Source organism: Pseudomonas sp. NMI760_13 (assembly GCF_021283245.1).
Taxonomy (GTDB): Bacteria; Pseudomonadota; Gammaproteobacteria; order Pseudomonadales; family Pseudomonadaceae; genus Aquipseudomonas; species Aquipseudomonas peradeniyensis.
In genome coordinates, this window is the sequence record NZ_JAJSRC010000002.1 from 24,364 (window position 1) to 44,384 (window position 20,021).

22 protein-coding genes are annotated in these 20,021 nt (G+C 65.7%); 15 read left to right on the plus strand and 7 right to left on the minus strand.

The annotated features are described in order from the left end of the window. Positions 1-33: 33 nt before the first annotated feature. A complete protein-coding gene (locus tag LU671_RS01970) occupies positions 34-333 on the minus strand; it encodes a hypothetical protein (RefSeq protein ID WP_203648973.1) in 300 nt (99 codons plus the stop codon). 146 nt (positions 334-479) lie between these two features. On the opposite strand from LU671_RS01970, the gene LU671_RS01975 reads away from it, so the two are divergent. Continuing rightward, on the plus strand, positions 480-1,139 hold the full coding sequence (locus LU671_RS01975; RefSeq protein WP_232854792.1) for a glutathione S-transferase family protein: 660 nt from the start codon (positions 480-482) through the stop codon (positions 1,137-1,139). Between the two features lie 112 nt (positions 1,140-1,251). Here the strand turns inward: LU671_RS01975 and argH are convergent, their stop codons facing one another. Then, positions 1,252-2,646, minus strand: a complete 1,395-nt coding sequence (gene argH, locus LU671_RS01980; RefSeq protein WP_232854793.1) for an argininosuccinate lyase — start codon at positions 2,644-2,646, stop codon at positions 1,252-1,254. A 297-nt stretch (positions 2,647-2,943) separates the two neighbouring features. On the opposite strand from argH, the gene LU671_RS01985 reads away from it, so the two are divergent. The 7 genes from LU671_RS01985 (at position 2,944) to LU671_RS02015 (ending at position 9,661) form a co-directional block, all read left to right on the plus strand. Then, positions 2,944-3,693, plus strand: a complete 750-nt coding sequence (locus LU671_RS01985) for a LytR/AlgR family response regulator transcription factor (protein WP_232854794.1) — start codon at positions 2,944-2,946, stop codon at positions 3,691-3,693. A 200-nt stretch (positions 3,694-3,893) separates the two neighbouring features. After that, complete coding sequence (gene hemC / locus LU671_RS01990) at positions 3,894-4,835, plus strand: hydroxymethylbilane synthase (RefSeq protein WP_232854795.1); 942 nt, start codon at positions 3,894-3,896, stop codon at positions 4,833-4,835. Then, positions 4,832-5,599 carry a uroporphyrinogen-III synthase gene (locus tag LU671_RS01995; protein WP_232854796.1) on the plus strand — a complete coding sequence of 256 codons (768 nt, stop codon included), beginning with the start codon at positions 4,832-4,834 and terminating at the stop codon, positions 5,597-5,599. The genes hemC and LU671_RS01995 overlap by 4 nt, the downstream gene beginning before the upstream one ends. Positions 5,600-5,645: 46 nt before the next feature. After that, positions 5,646-6,746 carry a uroporphyrinogen-III C-methyltransferase gene (locus LU671_RS02000; RefSeq protein WP_232854797.1) on the plus strand — a complete coding sequence of 367 codons (1,101 nt, stop codon included), beginning with the start codon at positions 5,646-5,648 and terminating at the stop codon, positions 6,744-6,746. Continuing rightward, positions 6,743-7,981 (plus strand): heme biosynthesis protein HemY, encoded by a 1,239-nt coding sequence (locus tag LU671_RS02005; RefSeq protein ID WP_232854798.1) that lies wholly within the window; start codon positions 6,743-6,745, stop codon positions 7,979-7,981. Before LU671_RS02000 ends, LU671_RS02005 begins: the two co-directional genes overlap by 4 nt. Before the next feature lie 481 nt (positions 7,982-8,462). Beyond that, positions 8,463-8,960: a disulfide bond formation protein B gene (locus LU671_RS02010; RefSeq protein WP_232854799.1), complete on the plus strand. Its 498-nt coding sequence runs from the start codon at positions 8,463-8,465 to the stop codon at positions 8,958-8,960. Positions 8,961-9,190: 230 nt separating this feature from the next. Continuing rightward, positions 9,191-9,661 (plus strand): Rsd/AlgQ family anti-sigma factor, encoded by a 471-nt coding sequence (locus LU671_RS02015; RefSeq protein ID WP_050703285.1) that lies wholly within the window; start codon positions 9,191-9,193, stop codon positions 9,659-9,661. Position 9,662: 1 nt separating this feature from the next. Here the strand turns inward: LU671_RS02015 and LU671_RS02020 are convergent, their stop codons facing one another. Beyond that, on the minus strand, positions 9,663-10,328 hold the full coding sequence (locus tag LU671_RS02020) for an FKBP-type peptidyl-prolyl cis-trans isomerase (protein ID WP_232854800.1): 666 nt from the start codon (positions 10,326-10,328) through the stop codon (positions 9,663-9,665). A gap of 224 nt (positions 10,329-10,552) precedes the next feature. On the opposite strand from LU671_RS02020, the gene LU671_RS02025 reads away from it, so the two are divergent. Further along, positions 10,553-11,635, plus strand: coding sequence for an AlgP family protein (locus tag LU671_RS02025; RefSeq protein WP_203648944.1), 1,083 nt, complete (start codon positions 10,553-10,555; stop codon positions 11,633-11,635). Here LU671_RS02025 and LU671_RS02030 read toward each other — a convergent pair. Continuing rightward, positions 11,611-12,090, minus strand: a complete 480-nt coding sequence (locus LU671_RS02030) for a TIGR02444 family protein (protein WP_232854801.1) — start codon at positions 12,088-12,090, stop codon at positions 11,611-11,613. The two genes, LU671_RS02025 and LU671_RS02030, sit on opposite strands and share 25 nt — an antisense overlap. Before the next feature lie 50 nt (positions 12,091-12,140). On the opposite strand from LU671_RS02030, the gene LU671_RS02035 reads away from it, so the two are divergent. The 3 genes from LU671_RS02035 to LU671_RS02045 all read left to right on the plus strand — a co-directional run bounded on the left by LU671_RS02035 (position 12,141) and on the right by LU671_RS02045 (position 15,535). After that, entirely contained in the window at positions 12,141-14,051 is a 1,911-nt protein-coding gene (locus LU671_RS02035) for an ATP-binding cassette domain-containing protein (RefSeq protein WP_232854802.1), read from the plus strand. After that, a complete protein-coding gene (locus LU671_RS02040) occupies positions 14,051-14,638 on the plus strand; it encodes a mechanosensitive ion channel family protein (RefSeq protein ID WP_232854803.1) in 588 nt (195 codons plus the stop codon). The genes LU671_RS02035 and LU671_RS02040 overlap by 1 nt, the downstream gene beginning before the upstream one ends. Before the next feature lie 264 nt (positions 14,639-14,902). Continuing rightward, on the plus strand, positions 14,903-15,535 hold the full coding sequence (locus LU671_RS02045; protein WP_203648922.1) for a LysE family transporter: 633 nt from the start codon (positions 14,903-14,905) through the stop codon (positions 15,533-15,535). 91 nt (positions 15,536-15,626) lie between these two features. Here LU671_RS02045 and LU671_RS02050 read toward each other — a convergent pair whose 3' ends face one another. Both LU671_RS02050 and LU671_RS02055 read right to left on the minus strand, forming a co-directional pair. Then, entirely contained in the window at positions 15,627-16,379 is a 753-nt protein-coding gene (locus LU671_RS02050; RefSeq protein WP_203648914.1) for a slipin family protein, read from the minus strand. A gap of 3 nt (positions 16,380-16,382) precedes the next feature. Continuing rightward, positions 16,383-17,705: an NfeD family protein gene (locus LU671_RS02055; protein ID WP_269806668.1), complete on the minus strand. Its 1,323-nt coding sequence runs from the start codon at positions 17,703-17,705 to the stop codon at positions 16,383-16,385. A gap of 117 nt (positions 17,706-17,822) precedes the next feature. Between LU671_RS02055 and LU671_RS02060 the strand changes: the two genes are divergently transcribed. The 3 genes from LU671_RS02060 (at position 17,823) to LU671_RS02070 (ending at position 19,293) form a co-directional block, all read left to right on the plus strand. Beyond that, positions 17,823-18,281, plus strand: coding sequence for an aminoacyl-tRNA deacylase (locus tag LU671_RS02060; protein WP_028688593.1), 459 nt, complete (start codon positions 17,823-17,825; stop codon positions 18,279-18,281). Positions 18,282-18,341: 60 nt separating this feature from the next. Beyond that, positions 18,342-18,584, plus strand: coding sequence for a DUF2789 domain-containing protein (locus LU671_RS02065; RefSeq protein WP_110734134.1), 243 nt, complete (start codon positions 18,342-18,344; stop codon positions 18,582-18,584). Between the two features lie 70 nt (positions 18,585-18,654). Continuing rightward, a complete protein-coding gene (locus LU671_RS02070) occupies positions 18,655-19,293 on the plus strand; it encodes a hypothetical protein (RefSeq protein WP_028688591.1) in 639 nt (212 codons plus the stop codon). Between the two features lie 6 nt (positions 19,294-19,299). Here the strand turns inward: LU671_RS02070 and LU671_RS02075 are convergent, their stop codons facing one another. Continuing rightward, positions 19,300-19,737, minus strand: coding sequence for a CBS domain-containing protein (locus LU671_RS02075; protein WP_203648906.1), 438 nt, complete (start codon positions 19,735-19,737; stop codon positions 19,300-19,302). Positions 19,738-20,021: the final 284 nt, after the last annotated feature.

A 20,021-nucleotide genomic window follows, 5' to 3' on the forward strand; every position in this document is an offset into this window, starting at 1 on the left:
AGACAAGGATGGAAGTCAGGAGTGTAGTCAGGTTTATTCGATGTCGCCTTGATCCGCCTCAGGTGGCAGCTCCGGCAGGGCGCGCAGGGCGGTTTCGTACCATTCGGTGTTGAACGGGCGGTCTTCGTCGAGCATGGCGTCGATTTCGATGGCCAGCACGTGGGCCATGAGGTTGAGGATGTCCTCGCGCTCGTAGCCGACCAGGCTCAGTTTGTTGAACGTGGCCTTGGCCGCCGGCGGCTCGCCGCTTTCGATCTGGTTCTCGATGGCCTGGGTCAGTGTCGCCTCGGCGAAGTCTTCGTCGTCATTGTCGATGTCGGTGGGCTCGCTCATGGCGTTACTCCTGTGGTGGGATGCACAGTGTGCCACGCCCGTGCCGGCAATGCCCGGTCATCGACGCCGGGCATGACGCTGGCCAAGGGTGGGGAAGGGGGCTATAAAAGCCGGGCCAACCCCATACGGCCTTGGAGGCTGTCTCAATGCTCAAGCTTCATGGATTCGCGGTCAGCAACTACTACAACATGGTCAAGCTGGCTTTGCTGGAGAAAGGCGTGCCCTTCGAAGAGGTACCATTCTTCGGCGGCCAGGCCCCCGAGGCCCTGGCCAAAAGCCCGCGTGGCAAGGTACCGGCGCTGCAGACCGAGCACGGTTTTCTCAGCGAGACCGGGGTGATCCTCGATTACCTCGAACAGACCCAGCCGGGCAAGGCGCTGCTGCCGGCCGATGCCTTCGGCCAGGCCAAGGTCCGCGAGCTGCTGCGGGAGATCGAGCTGTATATCGAATTGCCGGCGCGTACCTGCTACGCCGAGGCGTTCTTCGGCGCGGCGGTGGAGCCGCTGATCAAGGAGCGGGCGCGGGCGGACCTGCTGGCAGGCTTCGCCACCCTCAAGCGCAATGGACGGTTCCAGCCATACGTGGCCGGGGAGCAGTTGACCATCGCCGACCTGATGTTCTGCTTCTCGGTCGACCTGGCCTGCGCGGTGGGCAAGAAGGTGCTGAACGTCGACTTCCTGGCGGATTTCCCGCAGGCGACGGCGTTGCTGGAGAAACTGCGTGAGAACCCGCACATGGCGCGGATCGTGGCGGACAAGGAGGCGGCGATGCCGGCGTTCCTCGAAATGATCAAGAGCAAGCGCTGAGGCCACAAACGATCGCGGGGCAAGTCGCATCGGCGCACCGCCGCTCCCACGAGCCTGAGCGAGGCTGGTGGGAGCGGCGGTGCGCCGATGCGACTTGCCCCGCGATTGTGGTTTAGCGCGAAGCCAGCAGGGCCTTGCCGCGAACCACTGCCGCGCGCACCTGGGCCGGCGCGGTGCCGCCGATGTGGTTGCGGGCGTTGACCGAACCTTCCAGGGTCAGCACGGCGAACACGTCCTGCTCGATCTGGTCGCTGAACTGGCGCAGCTCGTCCAGGCTCATCTCGGCCAGGTCCTTGCCGGTATCGACGCCGTACTTCACGGCGTGGCCGACGATCTCGTGGCAGTCACGGAACGGCAGGCCGCGGCGCACCAGGTAGTCGGCCAGGTCCGTGGCGGTGGAGAAACCGCGCAGGGCCGCTTCGCGCATGATCGCGTGCTTGGGCTTGATCGCCGGGATCATGTCGGCGAAGGCGCGCAGCGAGTCGCGCAGGGTGTCGGCGGCGTCGAACAGCGGCTCCTTATCTTCCTGGTTGTCCTTGTTGTAGGCCAGCGGCTGGCCTTTCATCAGGGTCAGCAGGCCGGTCAGGGCGCCGAACACGCGGCCGCTTTTGCCGCGCACCAGCTCCGGCACGTCCGGGTTCTTCTTCTGCGGCATGATCGAGCTGCCGGTGCAGAAGCGATCGGGCAGGTCGATGAACTGGAACTGGGCGCTGGTCCACAGCACCAGCTCTTCGGAGAAGCGCGACAGGTGCATCATCGCGATGCTCGCCGCCGAGCAGAATTCGATGGCGAAGTCGCGGTCCGAGACGCTGTCCAGCGAGTTGCCGCCCACGGCTTCGAAGCCCAGCAGCTTGCAGGTCAGTTCGCGGTCGATCGGGTAGGTGGTGCCGGCCAGCGCGGCGCTGCCCAGGGGCATGCGGTTGGCGCGCTTGCGGCAATCCACCAGGCGCTCGTAGTCGCGGCTGAGCATCTCGAACCAGGCCAGCAGGTGGTGGCCGAAAGTCACCGGCTGCGCGGTCTGCAGGTGGGTGAAGCCGGGCATGATGGTCTCGGCCTCGCGTTCGGCCTGCTCCAGCAGGCCCTGCTGCAGGCGGGTGATCTCGGCCAGGATCAGGTCGATCTCGTCGCGCAGCCACAGGCGGATGTCGGTGGCCACCTGGTCGTTGCGGCTGCGGCCGGTGTGCAGCTTCTTGCCGGTGATGCCAATGCGGTCGGTCAGGCGCGCTTCGATGTTCATGTGCACGTCTTCGAGGTCGACGCGCCAGTCGAAGGTGCCGGCCTCGATTTCGCCCTGGATGGTCTTCAGGCCATCGATGATGGTGTCGCGCTCGGCATCGCTGAGGACGCCGACCTGCGCCAGCATGGTGGCGTGGGCGATCGAACCCATGATGTCGTGGCGGTACAGGCGCTTGTCGAAATCGACCGAGGCGGTGAAGCGGGCGACGAAGGCGTCGACGGGCTCACTGAAGCGGCCGCCCCAGGACTGATTGGTCTTGTCGGTGCTCATGGATTCACTCGTTGAAGGCGTGAACGGAAAAAGTGTCGCGATCATAACAGGGTTGCGCGCGCCGCCGCAGGGCGCTGGTCGCGAGAATCGTTCGGTTACAAGGGGGTGCGGCATATTCAACGATTGAACGGCAGTGTTCCACGGAGCGTCTACAGTTGGACAAAGGACTGGCGGTGAATCTGCCAGACCAGTGAATCTTTGGCCTTCGCACCGGTCTGTAGCGTGACCGCGTTTCGGTCGCCCCACACTTGTCTACGCTATACCCGTGCGAGACTCACTCAGGAATCCAGCGCAATTATGAATGTCCTGATCGTTGATGATGAACCCCTGGGCCGCGAGCGCCTGAGCCGGCTGCTTGGCGAGCTGGAGGGTTACACCGTGATGGAGCCCAGCGCCACCAACGGCGAGGAGGCCCTGACCCTGATCGAAAGCCTCAAGCCCGATGTGGTGCTGCTGGATATCGGCATGCCGGGCCTCGATGGCCTTCAGGTCGCCGCCCGGCTGTGCGAGCGCGAGTCGCCGCCGGCGGTGGTGTTCTGCACCGGCGACGATGAATACGGCAGCGAAGCCTTCAGGGACAGCACCCTGAGCCATGTCGAGAAGCCCATCCAGCCCCAGGCCCTGCGCGACGCCCTGCGCCGGGCGGAAAAACCCAATCGTGCCCAGCTGGCGGCGCTGACCCGCCCAGCCGGCGACGCCGGTGGCGGCCCGCGCAGCCATATCAGTGCCCGTACCCGCAAAGGCATCGAGTTGATCCCCATTCCCCAGGTCATCTACTTCATCGCCGACCACAAGTACGTCACCCTACGCCATGAAGCGGGCGAGGTACTGCTCGATGAACCGCTCAAGGCCCTGGAGGACGAGTTTGGCGAGCGCTTCGTGCGCATCCACCGCAACGCGCTGGTTGCCCGTGAGCGCATCGAACGCCTGCAGCGCACGCCGCTGGGGCATTTCCAGCTCTATCTCAAGGGCCTGGATGGCGACGCCCTGACCGTCAGCCGCCGCCATGTGGCGGGGGTGCGCAAGATGATGCAGTCCTTGCACTGAATACCTGTTGGCAGCGTGGGAGCGGGCTTGCCCCGCGATAGCAGCGCAAGGTCCGCCATCGCAATCGCGGGCCAAGCCCGCTCCCACGCAAATCACGACCAGTATCGACCGCGCAGGGAGCGTGTTTGCTGATCTGAATCTGCGGGAACAGCCGGAGGAGCTGTTATCATCGACCGCATTTCTCTGGATCGGTGCGTTTCATGTCCACTCGCGAAATCCGCATTGCCACCCGTAAAAGTGCCTTGGCCCTGTGGCAGGCCGAATACGTCAAAGCCCGCCTGGAACAGGCGCATCCCGGTCTGCTGGTGACCCTGGTGCCAATGGTCAGCCGCGGCGACAAGCTGCTCGACGCACCGCTGGCGAAGATCGGCGGCAAGGGCCTGTTCGTCAAGGAACTGGAAACCGCCCTGCTCGACAACGAGGCCGATATCGCCGTGCACTCGATGAAGGACGTCCCCATGGACTTCCCCGAGGGCCTGGGCCTGTACTGCATCTGCGAGCGTGAAGACCCGCGCGACGCCTTCGTTTCCAACAACTTCGCCAGTCTTGAGGCCTTGCCGGCCGGCAGCATCGTCGGCACTTCCAGCCTGCGCCGCCAGGCCCAGTTGCTGGCGCGCCGGCCCGACCTCGAAATCCGCTTCCTGCGCGGCAACGTCAACACCCGCCTGGCTAAGCTCGATGCCGGCGAGTACGACGCCATCATCCTCGCCGCCGCCGGCCTGATCCGCCTCGGCTTCGAGGACCGCATCACTGCCTCCATCAGCGTCGATGACAGCCTGCCGGCGGGCGGCCAGGGCGCGGTGGGCATCGAATGCCGCAGCGCCGACGCCGAGATTCATGCCTTGCTGGCGCCGTTGCACCATGCCGACACCGCCGACCGGGTGGTGGCCGAGCGTGCCCTGAACAAGCGCCTCAATGGCGGCTGCCAGGTGCCGATCGCCTGCTACGCGGTGCTCGAAGGCGAGCAGCTGTGGCTGCGCGGCCTGGTCGGGCAGCCCTCCGGCGGCATCTTGCTGGTGGCCGAGGCCCGGGCGCCGCGTGCCGATGCCGAGCGCCTGGGCGTGCAGGTCGCCGAAGACCTGCTCGGGCAGGGCGCCGAGGCGATCCTCAAGGAAGTCTACGGCGAGGCCGGCCACCCGTGAGCCCCTGGCGCCTGCTGCTGACCCGGCCTGAAGAGGACTGTGCGGCGCTGGCGCAGACCCTGGCCGACGCGGGCATCGCCAGCGCCAGCCTGCCGTTGCTGGTGATCGAGGCGATTGCTCCAGGCCCTGAGCAGGTGCAGCGCCTGCGGGCGATCGGCGAGGCCCGGGCCATCATCGTGGTCAGCAAGCCGGCGGCCCGCCTGCTGTTGGAGCAGCTCGCCGAGGCAGGGGTGACGCCGCCGTCCGCCGGTTGGTTCACGGTGGGCGAGGCGACGGCGCGGATCCTTCAGGAGCACCGGTTGCAGGTGGCCTTTCCGGCGGCCGGCGATGACAGCGAAGCCTTGCTCGCACTGCCCGCCCTGCGCGAGGCTATGGCCGTGCCGGCACCCCGCGTCCTTATCGTTCGCGGTGTCGGAGGTCGTGAACTGCTGGCCGAGCGTCTTGCCGAGCAAGGTGCTAGTGTCGATTATCTGGAATTGTATCGCCGCTGCCTGCCGCACTACCCCGCCACGACCCTCGCCCAGCGCATCGATGGGGAACGCCTCAATGGCCTGGTGGTCAGCAGTGGGCAGGGTCTGGAACACTTGCATCGATTGGCAGGTGCGGATTGGCCGCGGTTTTCCCGCTTGCCGCTGTTCGTGCCCAGCCCCCGGGTGGCCGAGCAGGCCCGTGCACTCGGGGCAAAAGACATTGTGGATTGCCGTGGCGCCAGCGCCGCGGCCTTGCTGGCAGCCGTGCAGCGAAGCGCTGCGCCTGCCTCTTAAGGCGCTAAGCTAGAGAGCGATGCGCCACCATGCAAAGGATGGATACGTGAGCGAAACTGTCTTGTCCAACACCGAACAGCCCTCGGCGCCAGAAGCGTCGCAATCCGTCACCGCCAAACCCGCCCGACGCTCCGGCAACGGCTTGGCGCTACTGGCCCTGCTGCTGGGCGCCGCCGGCGTCGCGGTTGGCGGCTGGGGCGCCTGGCAGGTCCGCCAGCTGCAAGGCAGCGAGCATGACCAGGGCGAACACCTGCAAGCGCTCAATCAGCGCGCCGACGCGCTGCAGCAGCGTGAGCAGCAGCTCAGTGCGCAGCTGGGCAGCCTGCCGGCGGCCAGTGAGCTGGAAGACCGCCGGCGCCTGGTGGCGCAACTGCAGGGCGACCAGCAACGCCTGAGCCAGCGCCTGGAGACCGTGCTCGGGGAGAGCCGCAAGGAGTGGCGCCTGGCCGAGGCCGAGCACCTGCTGCGCCTGGCCACCCTGCGCCTGTCGGCGTTGCAGGACATCACCAGCGCCAAGGCGCTGGTCGAAGGTGCCGATGAGATCCTTCGCGAGCAGAGCGATCCCGGCGCCTTCGCCGCCCGCGAACAGTTGGCCCGCAGCCTGGCGACGCTATCCGGCACCGAGCAGCCGGATCGCACCGGGCTGTTCCTCAAGCTCGCCGCGCAACGCGAGCTGGTGCAGCAGCTCAGTGCCCAGTCGCCGGAATTCGACAGCAAGGCTGACGCCATGGGCGCGCTGACCGCCGATGGCGATGGCGCCAGCCGCTGGTCGCAGTGGTGGGCCGAGATCTCCAAGTACTTCCAGATCGAGTTCAATGCCGACGACAACGTGCGCCCGTTGCTGTCCGGGCAGTCGCTCAACCAGCTGCGCCTGGCCCTGAGCCTGACCATCGAGCAGGCGCAGTGGGCGGCGCTCAACGGCGAGGCCAAGGTCTATGCCCAGGCCCTGGACGATGCGCGCAGCGTGTTACTGGCCAACTTCAACCCGGACAACCCGCAAAGCAAGGCGATGCTCGACAACCTCAACCAGCTGGCCGAACAGCCGGTGTCGGTGGTCACGCCTGACCTGAGCGAGAGCCTGGCCGCAGTGCAGGCCTATATCCAGCGTCGCCACCTGCCGGCTGCCGCCGAAGGGGCCAAGCCATGAAGCGTGTCTACCTGCTGGCGGTATTGGCGATTGTCGTCGCCGCGGCGCTGGGCATCGCGATCGCCAAGCACAGTGGCTACGTACTGATCGCCTACGGCAGCTTCCGCTACCAGTCGGGACTGTGGGCGGCGCTCGGCGCGTTGGTCGGTATCATCCTGCTGCTGTTGCTGGTGCGTTACCTGGTCGGGCTGGTGCTGACTTCGTCTGGGGTGGTCAACCCGTGGTCGCGACGCAACCGCAGCCGCCGCACCCGTATCGCTGTCGAGCAAGGCCAGCTGGACCTGGCCGAGGGGCGCTGGGCCAGTGCCCAGCGGCACTTGCAGCGTGCTGCCGAGTCCGATCGCCAGCCGCTGCTCTACTACCTCGGCGCCGCGCGTGCCGCCAACGAACAGGGACGGGTCGAGGAACGCGACAATCTGCTCGAACGCGCCCTGGAACGCCAGCCCCAGGCCGAGCTCGCCGTTGCCCTGACCCATGCCCAATTGCAGATGGACCGGGGCGAGAGCGAGGGTGCCCTGGAGGCCCTGCAGGCGATGCAGGAGCGTCATCCGCACAACGCCCAGGTGCTGCGCCTGTTGCAGCGCCTGCATCTGGAGAGGGGCGACTGGCCGGCGTTGATCCGCCTGCTGCCGGACCTGCGCAAGCACAAGGTGTTGCCTGCGGCGGAACTGGCTGACCTGGAGCAGCGCGCCTGGGGTCAGAACCTGGGCCTCGCTGCGGCCCGTGGCGAGGATCCGCAGACGGCACGCCAGGCGCTCGAGCGCGCCTGGCAGCAGCTGACCAATGCCCAGCGCCAGGAACCGCAACTGGTGTCGGCCTACGCCGAGCAACTGCGTCAGGTCGGTGCCCAGGGCGAGGCCGAACAGGTGCTTCGCGGCGCGCTCAAGCGCGGCTACGAAAGCCATCTGGCGCGCCTTTACGGGCTGGTGCGCGGCGACGATCCGGCGCGCCAGCTGCAGACGGCCGAAGGCTGGCTGAAGGAGCATCCGCAGGATCCTAGCCTGCTGCTCACCCTCGGCCGGCTGAGCCTGCAGAACCGCTTGTGGGGCAAGGCGCGGGACTATCTGGAAAGCAGTCTGCGCCTGGAGCGTAATCCGGAAACCTGCGCCGAGTTGGCACGCTTGCTGGCCGGTCTCGGCGAGACCGAGCGCAGCAATCAGCTGTTCCAGGAGGGCCTGGGGCTGCTGGATGAGCGCCTGCTGGCGTTGCCGCTGCCGGAGGGGGTTCGGGCCTGAGACCCAACCCTTTCAAGGTGTTGAGAAGGGGCGTTCGACTTGGACTCGCCGGGGTCGCTTTGCGACCCTTTCGCGGCACAAGGCCGCTCCTACAGGTGATCGCGCAATCCTGTAGGAGCGGCCTTGTGCCGCGAATGGGCTGCAAAGCAGCCCCGGCAATATTGAATTGAAGCGGCCATATCCGAAAAAGCGCAAAGACCTTGAAAGGGATGGACCTGTCGCGCATCGCGGGCATACCTGCTTGTGCCGGTGCGATGTTTTGCCAGCGGCGCGTTGCATTATCTGATGAGCGATGACTCAAGACGCCCTCTGCGTAGAGGGCGTCGAATCGTCCTTCGTCCGCGTCGGAATATTCCCACGTTCCGCGAAAATGATTCCCTAGCCATTCAGCGACTTGTCTGCACTGTAGCGCCTTGATACAAAGCGCCCCTTTCCTCTACCGTTTCACACCACTTCCTTCATTTTCGGATCACTTCTGCCCATGTCGCTGGCCTGCTTGCGCAGCTCGTTCCTTCCCGCCTTCCTGGCCGCCGTGGCGGTGCTGGTCGCATCGTTTCGTCTCGAAAACGTGGTCGGCCTGGACCCCTGCGCGTTGTGTTTCAGCCAGCGCCTGATGCTGGGCTGTTTTGCGCTGGCCTGCCTGGTTGCCATGTTCCACGCTGGCGGCCGCCGCTGGCCTGCCTGGCTGGCGCTGCTGTTCGCGTTGGCTGGCGCCTTGCTGGCCGGGCGGCATGTCTGGCTGCAGGCCGAGCCGCTGCCCGCCAGTGGTTGCCACCTGCCCCTGGCGCATGTGGTCGAACGCCCGTGGAGCGAGATCCTGCAGGCATTCCTGCTGGGCAGCCCGGACTGCGTGTCGGTCAACTGGAGCTTCCTCGACCTGACCCTGCCGGAATGGAGCCTGCTGGCGTTCCTGTTGCTGGCGGCGGTGCCGTTGTCGTGGCTGGTGCTGTATCGATTGCGCCAGGACGCGGCGGGTTGATCCACGGCAATGCACCTGGGATTGCGCGACCAGCGGTGGCCGACGGCGGGATTAAACGCTTGTATGAACTTAGTCTGCTGCGTACCTTGAAGGGCAGGTCGCACGGGAATAATCTCCCAGCACGCTTACCGAAAATACAACTGCTCGATGCCGTTTGCTGACGTCACCTTTGTGCCACGGTGTTGTGTCGCGAGGTGCAGCGGCATCTACCCAGAAGGGAAGAGATCGCCATGCTCGATAGTTGCCAGAACGCCCAGGAACGCTGGGGCGGTGTTCACAAGCTGATCGATCGTTGGCTGGAGGAGCGCCAGGAGTTGGTGCATGCCTTCCGCGCCTTGCGCGATGCCAAGCCGGCCTTTGCCGACAAGGACAAGAACCGCGATTTTTGCGCGCTCCTGGTCGACTATGTCTCGGCCTGGCACTTCGAAGTCAGCGAGCAGCTGGTCAGCGAAGCCAAGGCCTTTGGCGATACCAAGGCCCTGGAGCTTGCCACACAGATCAACCCGCGTATCGATGACAGCACCCAGATCGCGCTGGCTTTCAATGACCATTGCGAGAAGGGCGAGTGCACCGACCCCGAGCGCTTCGCGGACAAGCTGGGCAAGCTGGGTGGCCTGTTGCGAGAACGCTTCGAGCTGGAGGACTGCCTCATCGAAGTGCTGCATACCGCGCACAAGGAAGAGGACGCGCTGCAGGCCTGATTCAGTTGGCCACGTCCAGCAGTTCGATCTCGAACACCAATGGGGTATAGGGTGCGATCAGGTCACCCGCACCGTCGGCGCCATAAGCTTGCGCCGACGGGATCACCAGGCGCCATTTCGCCCCCGCCTTCATCCGTGGCAGTGCCACCTGCCAGCCCTCGATCACCGAGTCCAGCTTGAACCATTGCGGTTGCAGGTTCTGGTCGAACACCGTGCCATCCGGCAGTTTCCCCACATAGCGCACCTGCACGCGACCGCTGGCCTTGGGTTGCGCGCCGCTGCCGTTGGCCAGTTCGCTGTAGAGGATGCCCTCGGGCAGCTCGCGTACCCCGGCCTTGGCCCGCTCGCCGGCAATGAAGCGTTTCTCCGCTTCCACCAGCTTGTCCACCTGGGCCTGTTCGGCGGCGGCGTTGGCTTGCGTCTCGTGCTGCTCGAGGATGGCCTGCATGCGTGACTTGGCAATGCGTGGCGGCTGGCCCTGGTAGGCCTGGCGCAGGCCTTCGACCAGGGCGTCGAGCTGCAGGCCGGGGACTTCCTGGCGCAGGCGCTCGCCCAGGCTGGCACCAAGGCTGTAGGCCAGGTCGCTGTCGTTGGCGGGGGCGGTTTCGGCATTGGCCAGGGAGAGCGGCATCACCAGGCACAGGCCCAGAATCAGATAACGAGGCATGGACGGTTCCTGCGGTAAAGAGCGCAAAGTATGCCAGCGTTGTTGGGCGAAGATGTGTAAATATCGGCAGTGCACTAATGGGCAACTACACTTGTTTCCAGCTGCAAGACAACAACTTTGCCCAGGCATGCAACGCGGCGCTACTGAGACTGTCAACATGCCCTAGCGGCGGTAGCAGCAGAAGCATAGTATGAGCCGCACTCTCGTCAGCCAGGAGGTAAACCATGTCGGCCAAGAAGAAAGCAGTCAGTACGCCGTTGCACCTGCTCCAGCAACTTTCGGGTAGCTTGCTCGAACATTTGGAAGATGCCTGCTCCCAAGCGCTGGCGGATGCCGAGAAACTGTTGGCCAAGTTGGAAAAACAACGTGGCAAGGCCCAGGAGAAACTGCATAACGCTCGCCTGAAGTTGCAGGACGCCGCCAAGGCCGGTAAAGCCAAGGCTCAGGGCAAGGCGCAAAAAGCCGCGGGTGAACTTGAACACTTGCTCGATTCGCTCAAGGATCGCCAGGCCCAGACCCGAACTTACATCCAGCAACTCAAGCGTGATGCCCAGGAAAGCCTGAAACTGGCCCAGGGTGTTGGCAAAGTGCGTGAGGCGGCCGCCAAGGCCCTGGACTCGCGTACTGCGGCACCGAAAGCGGCCGCGAAACCTGCTGCCAAACCAGCGGCCAAGCCTGCTGCGGCCAAGGCCCCGGCGAGGACTGCAGCCGCGAAACCTGCCGCCAAGCCAGCGGCCAAACCGGCTGCTGCCAAGGCTCCCGCGAAGACCGCTGCAGCGAAACCTGCCGCCAAGCCAGCGGCCAAGCCTGCTGCTGCCAAGGCACCGGCGAAGACCGCCGCCGCGAAACCTGCGGCCAAGCCAGCGGCCAAGCCTGCTGCCGCCAAGGCACCGGCGAAGACCGCCGCCGCGAAACCTGCCGCCAAGCCAGCGGCCAAGCCTGCTACTGCCAAGGCCCCGGCGAAGACCGCCGCCGCGAAACCTGCTGCCAAGCCAGCGGCCAAACCAGCTGCTGCCAAGGCACCGGCAAAGACCGCTGCAGCGAAACCAGCAGCCAAACCAGCGGCCAAGCCTGCTGCCGCCAAGGCCCCGGCCAAGCCAGTAGCGGCCAAACCTGCAGCCAAACCTGCAGCCAAGCCAGCAGCCAAACCGGCCGCTGCCAAAGCTCCGGCCAAGTCTGTAGCCAGCAAGCCAGCCGAAAGCAAGCCAGCCACACCGACCGCCAGCGCCACCCCGACGCCTGCGACCAGCGCGGCCACGCCTGCGGCAACCGCCACACCGGCTCAGTCGCCGACTTCGGCGTCCTGAAGCTCACGGGCCGCGGCGCGCAGCTGATGCAGTGCGTCGTGGTCCCGGGTCTGGTCCGGCGCCAGCCGGGTCAGCCAGTCCTGCGCGGCGCCCGCTTGCGCAGGCCACTCGTGCGCCAACGCCTCCAGACGCTCCAGCAAGGTGCGTTCAGCCTGCAACTCCAGCGCCTTCACCTGCTCACGCATCACGCTCAGTTGCGGGTCGGCCAGCGCCTGCTCGCGCCATTGCCGGCGTAGCGCTCGCAGCGGCGTCACCACATCGCGTTGCCAGGGGCCGGCCAGGGCCTGCAGGGCGGCGATCCGCTGTTCATCGGCGGCCACGCCGCGGGCCTGCAGCCAGGTGCCGCAGAGCAGCAGGCAGACATCGCCGCCCAGTTCCTGGAGGGCCAGGCTGGCAGCCTCGACGCCTGGCCGGGCATACAAGGCCAGGGCGTGATTCCACAGGTCGGTGTGCATGGTTTCACTCGCGCCAGTGATCGGCGAAGCTGGTAGACTCCGCGACCATCATGATCAGACTATCGAACCTCACTTTACAGCGTGGTCCCCAGCGCCTGCTAGAAGGCGCCGAGATGACCCTGCACACCGGTCACAAGGCCGGCCTGATCGGCGCCAACGGCGCCGGCAAATCCAGCCTGTTCGCCCTGCTGCGCGGTGAGCTGTCGCCCGATGCCGGCGATTGCCTGCTGCCCGGCGACTGGCGCATTGCCCACATGCGCCAGGAGGTCGACACCCTCGACCGCATCGCCGTGGACTATGTGCTCGACGGTGATGCCCGCCTGCGCAAGGTCCAGGCGGATCTCGCGGCCGCCGAGCAGGCCCACGACGGCACCGCCCTGGCGCGCCTGCACAGTGAGCTGGACAGCGCCGACGGCTACACCGCCGATGCCCGTGCGCGCAAGCTGCTGGCCGGCCTGGGCTTCAGCAACGAGCAGATGGACCGCCGCGTCGGCGACTTCTCCGGTGGCTGGCGGATGCGCCTGAACCTGGCCCAGGCACTGATGTGCCCGTCCGACCTGCTGCTGCTCGACGAGCCCACCAACCACCTGGACCTCGATGCCATCCTCTGGCTGGAGGAGTGGCTCAAGGGCTACCCGGGCACGCTGCTGCTGATCTCCCACGACCGCGACTTCCTCGATGCCGTGGTCGACCATGTGCTGCATGTCGAACAGCGCAAGCTCAATCTCTACAAGGGCGGCTACAGCGCCTTCGAGCGCACCCGCGCCGAACGCCTGGCGCAACAGCAGCAGGCCTACGAGAAGCAGCAGGCGCAGCGCGCGCACATGGAAAAGTACATCGCCCGTTTCAAGGCCCAGGCCACCAAGGCCCGCCAGGCGCAGAGCCGGATCAAGGCCCTGGAGCGCATGGAGGAGTTGTCGGCGGCCCACGTCGACTCGCCGTTCGACTTCGTGTTCCGCGAGTCGGAGAAGATCTCCAGCCCCTTGCTCGACCTGTCCGAAGGCCGCCTGGGCTATGGCGACAAGGCCATCCTCGAGAAGGTCAAGCTGCAACTGGCGCCGGGTGCGCGCATCGGTCTGCTTGGCCCCAACGGCGCGGGCAAGTCGACCCTGATCAAGAACCTCGCCGGCGAGCTGCAGCCGTTGTCCGGGCGCCTGGTGCGCGGCGAGAACCTCGCCGTCGGTTACTTCGCCCAGCACCAGCTCGACTCGCTGGACGACAAGGCCAGCCCGCTGCTGCACCTGCAGCGCATCGCCCCGGGTGAGCGCGAGCAGACCCTGCGCGACTTCCTCGGCGGCTTCGACTTCCACGGCAACCGTGTCGATGAGCCTGTGGTGAATTTCTCCGGTGGCGAAAAGGCCCGCCTGGCCCTGGCGCTGATCGCCTGGGAGCGGCCGAACCTGCTGCTGCTCGACGAACCGACCAACCACCTCGACCTTGAGATGCGCCTGGCGCTGACCATGGCCCTGCAGGAGTTCGCCGGTGCCGTGGTGGTGGTGTCCCACGACCGTCACCTGCTCAAGAGCACCACCAACGACTTCCTGCTGGTGGCCGATGGCAAGGTCGACACCTTCGATGGCGACCTGGACGACTACAGCCGCTGGCTGGTGGAGTTCCGCCAGCGTAACGCGCCGGCCAGCTCTGCTCCGGTAAACCCGGACAAGACCGACAAGAAGGCCCAGCGCCAGGCTGCCGCGGCCTTGCGCCAGCAGTTGGCGCCGCACAAGAAGGCGGCCGACAAGCTGGAGACCGAACTCAACCAGGTGCACCAGCAACTGGCCGAGATCGAAACGGCGTTGGGCGACAGCGGCCTGTACGAAGCCTCGCGCAAGGATGAACTGCGCGACTTGCTGGCTCGCCAGACCAAGCTCAAGCAACGCGAAGGCGAGCTTGAGGAAGCCTGGATGGAAGCCCTGGAAACGCTGGAAAGCATGCAGGCCGAGCTCGAGGCGCTGTCCTGATGGAGGAGCTGCGCTCGCTGCTGCCAGGACAGTGGATGGACACCTTCTGGCTGGGGCTGCAGATCCTGCTGATCCTGATTGCCGCCTTCATCCTGCAACGCATGGTTGCCCGTGGGTTGCGTAGCCTGGGCGAGCGCTACCCGTTGCCGCACGAACTGATGGTGCCGGTGCGCGGCGCCCTGCGCTGGCTGATCATGGGCAGCGCGCTGCTGTTTGTGCTGGAGCGCATGGGGGTTTCCGCCACGGTGCTGTGGACGGCGTTGTCGGGCTTCGTCGCGGTAGCGGCGGTGGCCTTCTTCGCCATCTGGAGCGTGCTGTCCAACCTGCTGTGCGCGGTGCTGATCTTCACCGTCGGGCCGTTTCGCATCGGCGATGTGGTCGAGCTGGTCGATACCCTCGACAAGCCGGGGGTGAAAGGCCGGGTGATCGCCATCAACCTGCTGTACACCACGCTGATGGAAACGCCGGAGGCGGGTGGGGCGCTGGTACAGGTGCCGAACAGCCAGTTCTTCCAGAAGGCCGTGCGCCGTTGGCGGGGGGCTGAAGTACCTGCTCCAGCCATAGACCCGGCCATCGAGGCCGATTAAGTCTGGCTCATTCGTCTGTAGGAGCGGCCTTGTGCCGCGAATGGGCCGCAAAGCGGCCCCGGCAACGTTGCCAGTACTGAAATCTTGGGGCTGCTTCGCAGCCCATTCGCGGCACAAGGCCGCTCCTACAGGGAACGCGCAGGTCGGCGTGGTCAGCGGTTTACCCGCGAAGAGGCCTGCTGAGACACTGCAAAAACCACTGGTTATTTTTTCGCCAACACCTTAGTTTAGCGGTTTGCAAAAGCTGTTCGAGCGAGGTGTGCGATGTCGATGGAAACGTGGTTGGCCTTCTTTGCCGCGTGCTGGGTGATCAGCCTGTCGCCGGGCGCCGGGGCCATTGCCTCGATGTCCAGCGGGCTGCAGTACGGTTTCTGGCGTGGTTACTGGAACGCCCTGGGCCTGCAACTGGGCCTGATCGTGCAGATCGCCATCATCGCCGCCGGCGTCGGCGCCATCCTCGCCGCGTCGGCCACTGCCTTCCAGGTCATCAAGTGGTTCGGCGTCGCCTACCTGGTCTACCTCGCCTACAAGCAATGGCGCGCCCTGCCGATGGACATGAGCGACGAGTCCGGTGTGCGGCCGATCGGCAAGCCGTTGAGCCTGGTGTTCCGCGGCTTCCTGGTCAACGTCAGCAACCCCAAGGCGCTGGTGTTCATGCTGGCGGTGCTGCCGCAGTTCATCAACCCGCACGAGGCGTTGCTGCCGCAGTATGTGGCGATCACCGTGACCATGATCAGTGTCGACCTGCTGGTGATGGCGGGCTACACCGGGCTGGCTTCGCGGGTGCTGCGCCTGTTGCGCACACCGAAGCAGCAGAAGCGTCTGAACCGCACCTTTGCCGGGCTGTTCATCGGTGCGGCGACGTTCCTCGCCACTCTGCGCCGGGCGCCGATCTGATCAATCGCATGAAGCCATTCGCGGGTAAACCCGCTCCCACAGGTACGCCACTGTCCTGGAGAGGAGTGGTATACCCGCGAATGCCGCGCCGCTATTTCTGCTTGTCCACCAGCCCCTTGAGCAGATCCATCGGCATCGGAAACACGATGGTCGAGCTCTTGTCCCCGGCGATCGACCCCAGCGTCTGCATGTAGCGCAACTGCATCGCCCCCGGCTCCTTGCCCAGCATCTGCGCCGCCTGCATCAGTTTCTCCGACGCCTGCAGCTCGCCTTCGGCATGGATCACTTTGGCCCGTCGTTCGCGTTCGGCCTCGGCCTGGCGGGCGATGGCGCGGACCATCGACTCGTTGAGGTCGACGTGCTTGATCTCGACGTTGGCCACCTTGATGCCCCAGGCGTCGGTCTGCGCGTCCAGCACCTCGCGGATGTCCGAGTTCAGCTGCTCGCGCTCGGCCAGCAGTTCGTCCAGCTCGTGCTTGCCGAGCACGGCGCGCAGGGTGGTCTGGGCCAGCTGGCTGGTGGCGGTGAGGAAGTCCTCGACCTGGATGATCGCCTTCTGCGGGTCGAGCACGCGAAAGTACAGCACGGCGTTGACCTTGACCGAGACGTTGTCGCGGGTGATCACATCCTGGGGCGGCACGTCGAGGACCACGGTGCGCAGGTCCACGCGGACCATCTGCTGGATACCGGGAATCAGGATGATCAACCCTGGGCCCTTGACCTGCCAGAAGCGCCCGAGCTGGAACACCACGCCGCGCTCGTACTCGCGCAGGATGCGCAGGGCCGACAGCAGCAGTATGCCCAGCAGCACCAGCACGGCGCTGAATCCGAATTGCATGAACATCGTCTACTCTCCTTGCGCCGTGGGCGCAGTGGCGCTGACCTCCAGCGTCACGCCATGACGGGCCGTTACCCGCACGTGCTGGCCCGGCTGCAGCGGTGTCGCGCACTGCGCCTGCCACTGTTCGCCCTGGGCCTGTACCGAGCCGCAGAACGGGTTGTCCGCGCGCACCTGGGTCACCGTCACCAGGCTGCCGACCAGCCCGGCATCGCCGCTGACCAGGGCGCGCTTGCGCGCCTTCAGCGCCATGCCCAGCACGCCACCGAGCAACAGCGCCGAGAGCACCGCCAGGCTGATGATCAGCGTCAGCGGAATGCCAAAGCCAGGGGCGTCGGTGTCCATCAGGATCACCGCGCCGACCACGAAGGCGACGATGCCGCCGAAGCCGATCACCCCGAAACTGGGCAGGAACGCCTCGGCGACCATGAACGCCACCCCGAGCAGGATCAACGCCACCCCGGCGTGGCTCACCGGCAGCAATTGCAGGGCGTACAGCGCCAGCAGCAGGCAGATGCCGCCGACCACGCCGCCGACCCCGGAGCCCGGATTCATGAATTCGAACAGCAGGCCGTACACGCCGATCATGATCAGGATCAGCGCCACGCTGGGGTTGGTGATTACTGCCAGCAGGCGAGTGCGCCAGTCCGGCAGGTGCTCCACCACACTGGCTCCGGCGGTCTGCATTGATGCTGACTGGCCGGCGACGGTCAGCGTCCGGCCGTCGAGCTGGCGCAGCAGGTCGGGCAGGTCAGCGGCGACCAGGTCGATCACTTTCAGCCGCTGGGCTTCGCTGGCCGACAGGCTCACCGCCTCGCGCACGGCCTTTTCCGCCCAGTCGGCGTTGCGCCCGCGCAGTTGCGCCAGGCCACGGATGTAGGCCGCGGCGTCGTTGATCTGCTTGCGGGCGAGAGTGTCCTGTTCGTTGTTCGCGGCGGGCTTTTCGTCCTTGCCGGGGACGCCGATCTGTACCGGCGTCGCCGCGCCCAGGTTGGTCCCCGGGGCCATGGCCGCCACGTGGCTGGCATAGAGGATGTAGGTGCCGGCGCTGGCCGCCCTGGCGCCACCCGGGGCGACGTAGGTGGCCACCGGCACGGGGCTGGCGAGAATGGCCTTGATGATCTGGCGCATGGCGCTGTCGAGCCCGCCGGGGGTGTCGAGGCGGATCACCACCAGTTGCGCGCCCTGGGCCTGGGCCTGGTCCAGTCCGCGCAGCAGGTAGTCGGCGCTGGCCGGGCCGATGGCATCGTCGACGCTCAGCAGCCACACGTTGCCGCCGGGAGCGGCCAAGCCGCCCGGAGCGAAGCCCAGGATCAGCAACAACAGCAGCATGCGCCAGCGCCGGGCGATCACCTGTCGTCACCTCATGCGGACCTGTCCTTGAAGTTTAGCCGTGGCTGCTGGACCACGGCCTAAACTTGAGGGTGGGGGCAAAACCGGAGGTGCATCATGCGTATGGCCAAGACCCTTCAGCAGCGCCTGGACCAGGCCAACTGCGACTACGACATCATTCCCCATCCCCATTCGGCCACCAGCCTGGAGTCGGCGCGCACGGCCGGCGTACCCGCCGAGCGGGTCGCCAAGTCGGTGATGCTCGATGACCGCCATGGCAACTACATCATGGCCGTGCTGCCGGCCAACCGGCACCTGGACATGACCGAGGTGCGCATGACCGGCGCCTGGCAGTTGACCCGCGAAAGCAACCTGCCGAGCCTGTTCGGCGATTGCGAACGCGGCGCCATCCCGGCCCTGGGCGACGCCTACAACATTCCCATGCTGCTCGACCGGACCCTTACCCGCCAGGGTGATGTCTATCTCGAGGCAGGTGACCACGATCACCTTATCCACATGAGCATGGAGCAATACTTGAAACTGGTGCCGCACGCCGAAGTGCGCGAACTGAGCTGATGCTCGCAACCCACGCCGGGCTGGCGTCGTGGACGACCGGCCCGGCCATAGGAGTGAATCATGGAAGCGCCGATCCACAAGTTTTCCGAACTGTTCAAGCAACTGGGCCTGCCGGACGATGCGCTGGGCATCGACCAGTTCATCACCAGTCATTCGCCGCTCAAGGGGGATGTGAAGCTGGTGGATGCGCCGTTCTGGAACGAGTCCCAGCGCTCGTTCCTCAGGGACAGCATCCTTGAGGATGCCGATTGGGCAGAGCTGTTCGACCAACTCAACGAAGCGCTGCGTCGCCCCCGCAAATAAAGCGCCGAGCGGCACCTGATGGGTGATCGGGCCGTTGCTATGCTCAGGGAAAACAAGAGGGGATGGCGCAATGAAAGATCCCTACGCACCGGGCTTCTGGTGCACCGTGACGATCCTGGGCACCCTGACCGCCGGCTACTTCTACGGTATCCGGCACACCCACACGATGAACCAGGCCGTGCAGTTTCTCTATGCCGCCGCCGCCGTGACCGCGGCGGTGGCGTTGTGCGGCCTGGCGTGGATCGCCTGGCAGCAGCTGCACCTGAACAGGCGCGAAGTCGCCCAGGGGCGAACGTTGCTGACCATCTGGAACACCAAGGTCGCCCTGCGCCGGGTCGAGACGGTGTTCGACCGTTATTTCTGGGGCAGCTACTGGCATTCCGGGCGCACCTTCGAGGAGGTGATGGGCGAGCTCAAGGGCACGCCGCTGGAGCAGAGCCTGGACGCCCTCAAGCGTCAGTGCCGGGAACTCGACCGGGAAGTGCACGACCATCACCATCACTGGCTGGCCAACGCCCGCGACCTGTCCAGCGTGGCCACGGCCATGGCCCGCGAGCGCTATCAGCTGGACCTGTGCGACGCGCCGGCCCGTGACGGCGGCAACACCGCCGTGCTCAACCGGGATCTGGAAGTGCTGGTGTACACCTGGTCGGCGCGCCTGCGCAGCTTCGACCATCAGCTGGACGAGCTGGAGCGCGCCTATCACTGAGCAGGGTCATTCACCGCGGATGTATTGCTCTAACTGGACAATCTGGTTTGCCTGCTCAGCGATGATCTCTTTAACCAAGTCACCGATCGAAAGCAGGCCGATGAGCTTGCCGTTTTCAACCACGGGCAGGTGACGCAGGTGGCGGTTGGTCATCAGGTTCATGCAGTACTCAAGGTTCTGCTTGGGTTCCACGGTGATCACAGGGGCGCTCATGATCTCGTGTACCTTGGTGAATGGAGATGAGCGCCCCTTGAGTACAAGTTTACGGGCGTAGTCGCGTTCGCTGACGATCCCTACCACCTGGTCATTGTTCACCACCGGCAAGGCGCCGACATTTTTCTCCGCCAGCAGCTTCAAGGCATCCAGCACCGAGTCATCAGGGCCGATGGTGTAGGCGGTCTGGTGCTGGGACTTGGCTTTGAGGATTTGTTCGACGTTCTTCATACGGGCCTCTGTGGGTGGAAACGCGACGTGTCGGAGTAAATAAAGCATCCGGCACGGCGCTCTGCACGGCAATGCAGGAAACGGCATCGAGGTGATTGAAAAACGTCATCGCGTCCACCAGGGCGCGCTGCAGCCCTTTCGCGGCACAAGGCCGCTCCTACCAGGGCGCGGTCGCCTGTAGGAGCGGCCTTGTGCCGCGAAAGGGTCGCAAAGCGACCCCGGCAATCTTGAATCGGAGCGGCCATATCCCAAAAATCGCAAAAACCTTGAAAGGGACGGACCTA

Coding starts and splice junctions, on each gene's coding strand:
- LU671_RS01970 (WP_203648973.1), bottom strand. CDS start 333: ATGAGCGAGCCCACCGACATCGACAATGACGACGAAGACTTCGCCGAG.
- LU671_RS01975 (WP_232854792.1), top strand. CDS start 480: ATGCTCAAGCTTCATGGATTCGCGGTCAGCAACTACTACAACATGGTC.
- argH (WP_232854793.1), bottom strand. CDS start 2,646: ATGAGCACCGACAAGACCAATCAGTCCTGGGGCGGCCGCTTCAGTGAG.
- LU671_RS01985 (WP_232854794.1), top strand. CDS start 2,944: ATGAATGTCCTGATCGTTGATGATGAACCCCTGGGCCGCGAGCGCCTG.
- hemC (WP_232854795.1), top strand. CDS start 3,894: ATGTCCACTCGCGAAATCCGCATTGCCACCCGTAAAAGTGCCTTGGCC.
- LU671_RS02005 (WP_232854798.1), top strand. CDS start 6,743: ATGAAGCGTGTCTACCTGCTGGCGGTATTGGCGATTGTCGTCGCCGCG.
- LU671_RS02010 (WP_232854799.1), top strand. CDS start 8,463: ATGTCGCTGGCCTGCTTGCGCAGCTCGTTCCTTCCCGCCTTCCTGGCC.
- LU671_RS02015 (WP_050703285.1), top strand. CDS start 9,191: ATGCTCGATAGTTGCCAGAACGCCCAGGAACGCTGGGGCGGTGTTCAC.
- LU671_RS02020 (WP_232854800.1), bottom strand. CDS start 10,328: ATGCCTCGTTATCTGATTCTGGGCCTGTGCCTGGTGATGCCGCTCTCC.
- LU671_RS02025 (WP_203648944.1), top strand. CDS start 10,553: ATGTCGGCCAAGAAGAAAGCAGTCAGTACGCCGTTGCACCTGCTCCAG.
- LU671_RS02030 (WP_232854801.1), bottom strand. CDS start 12,090: ATGCACACCGACCTGTGGAATCACGCCCTGGCCTTGTATGCCCGGCCA.
- LU671_RS02035 (WP_232854802.1), top strand. CDS start 12,141: ATGATCAGACTATCGAACCTCACTTTACAGCGTGGTCCCCAGCGCCTG.
- LU671_RS02040 (WP_232854803.1), top strand. CDS start 14,051: ATGGAGGAGCTGCGCTCGCTGCTGCCAGGACAGTGGATGGACACCTTC.
- LU671_RS02045 (WP_203648922.1), top strand. CDS start 14,903: ATGTCGATGGAAACGTGGTTGGCCTTCTTTGCCGCGTGCTGGGTGATC.
- LU671_RS02050 (WP_203648914.1), bottom strand. CDS start 16,379: ATGTTCATGCAATTCGGATTCAGCGCCGTGCTGGTGCTGCTGGGCATA.
- LU671_RS02055 (WP_269806668.1), bottom strand. CDS start 17,705: ATGCTGCTGTTGTTGCTGATCCTGGGCTTCGCTCCGGGCGGCTTGGCC.
- LU671_RS02060 (WP_028688593.1), top strand. CDS start 17,823: ATGCGTATGGCCAAGACCCTTCAGCAGCGCCTGGACCAGGCCAACTGC.
- LU671_RS02065 (WP_110734134.1), top strand. CDS start 18,342: ATGGAAGCGCCGATCCACAAGTTTTCCGAACTGTTCAAGCAACTGGGC.
- LU671_RS02070 (WP_028688591.1), top strand. CDS start 18,655: ATGAAAGATCCCTACGCACCGGGCTTCTGGTGCACCGTGACGATCCTG.
- LU671_RS02075 (WP_203648906.1), bottom strand. CDS start 19,737: ATGAAGAACGTCGAACAAATCCTCAAAGCCAAGTCCCAGCACCAGACC.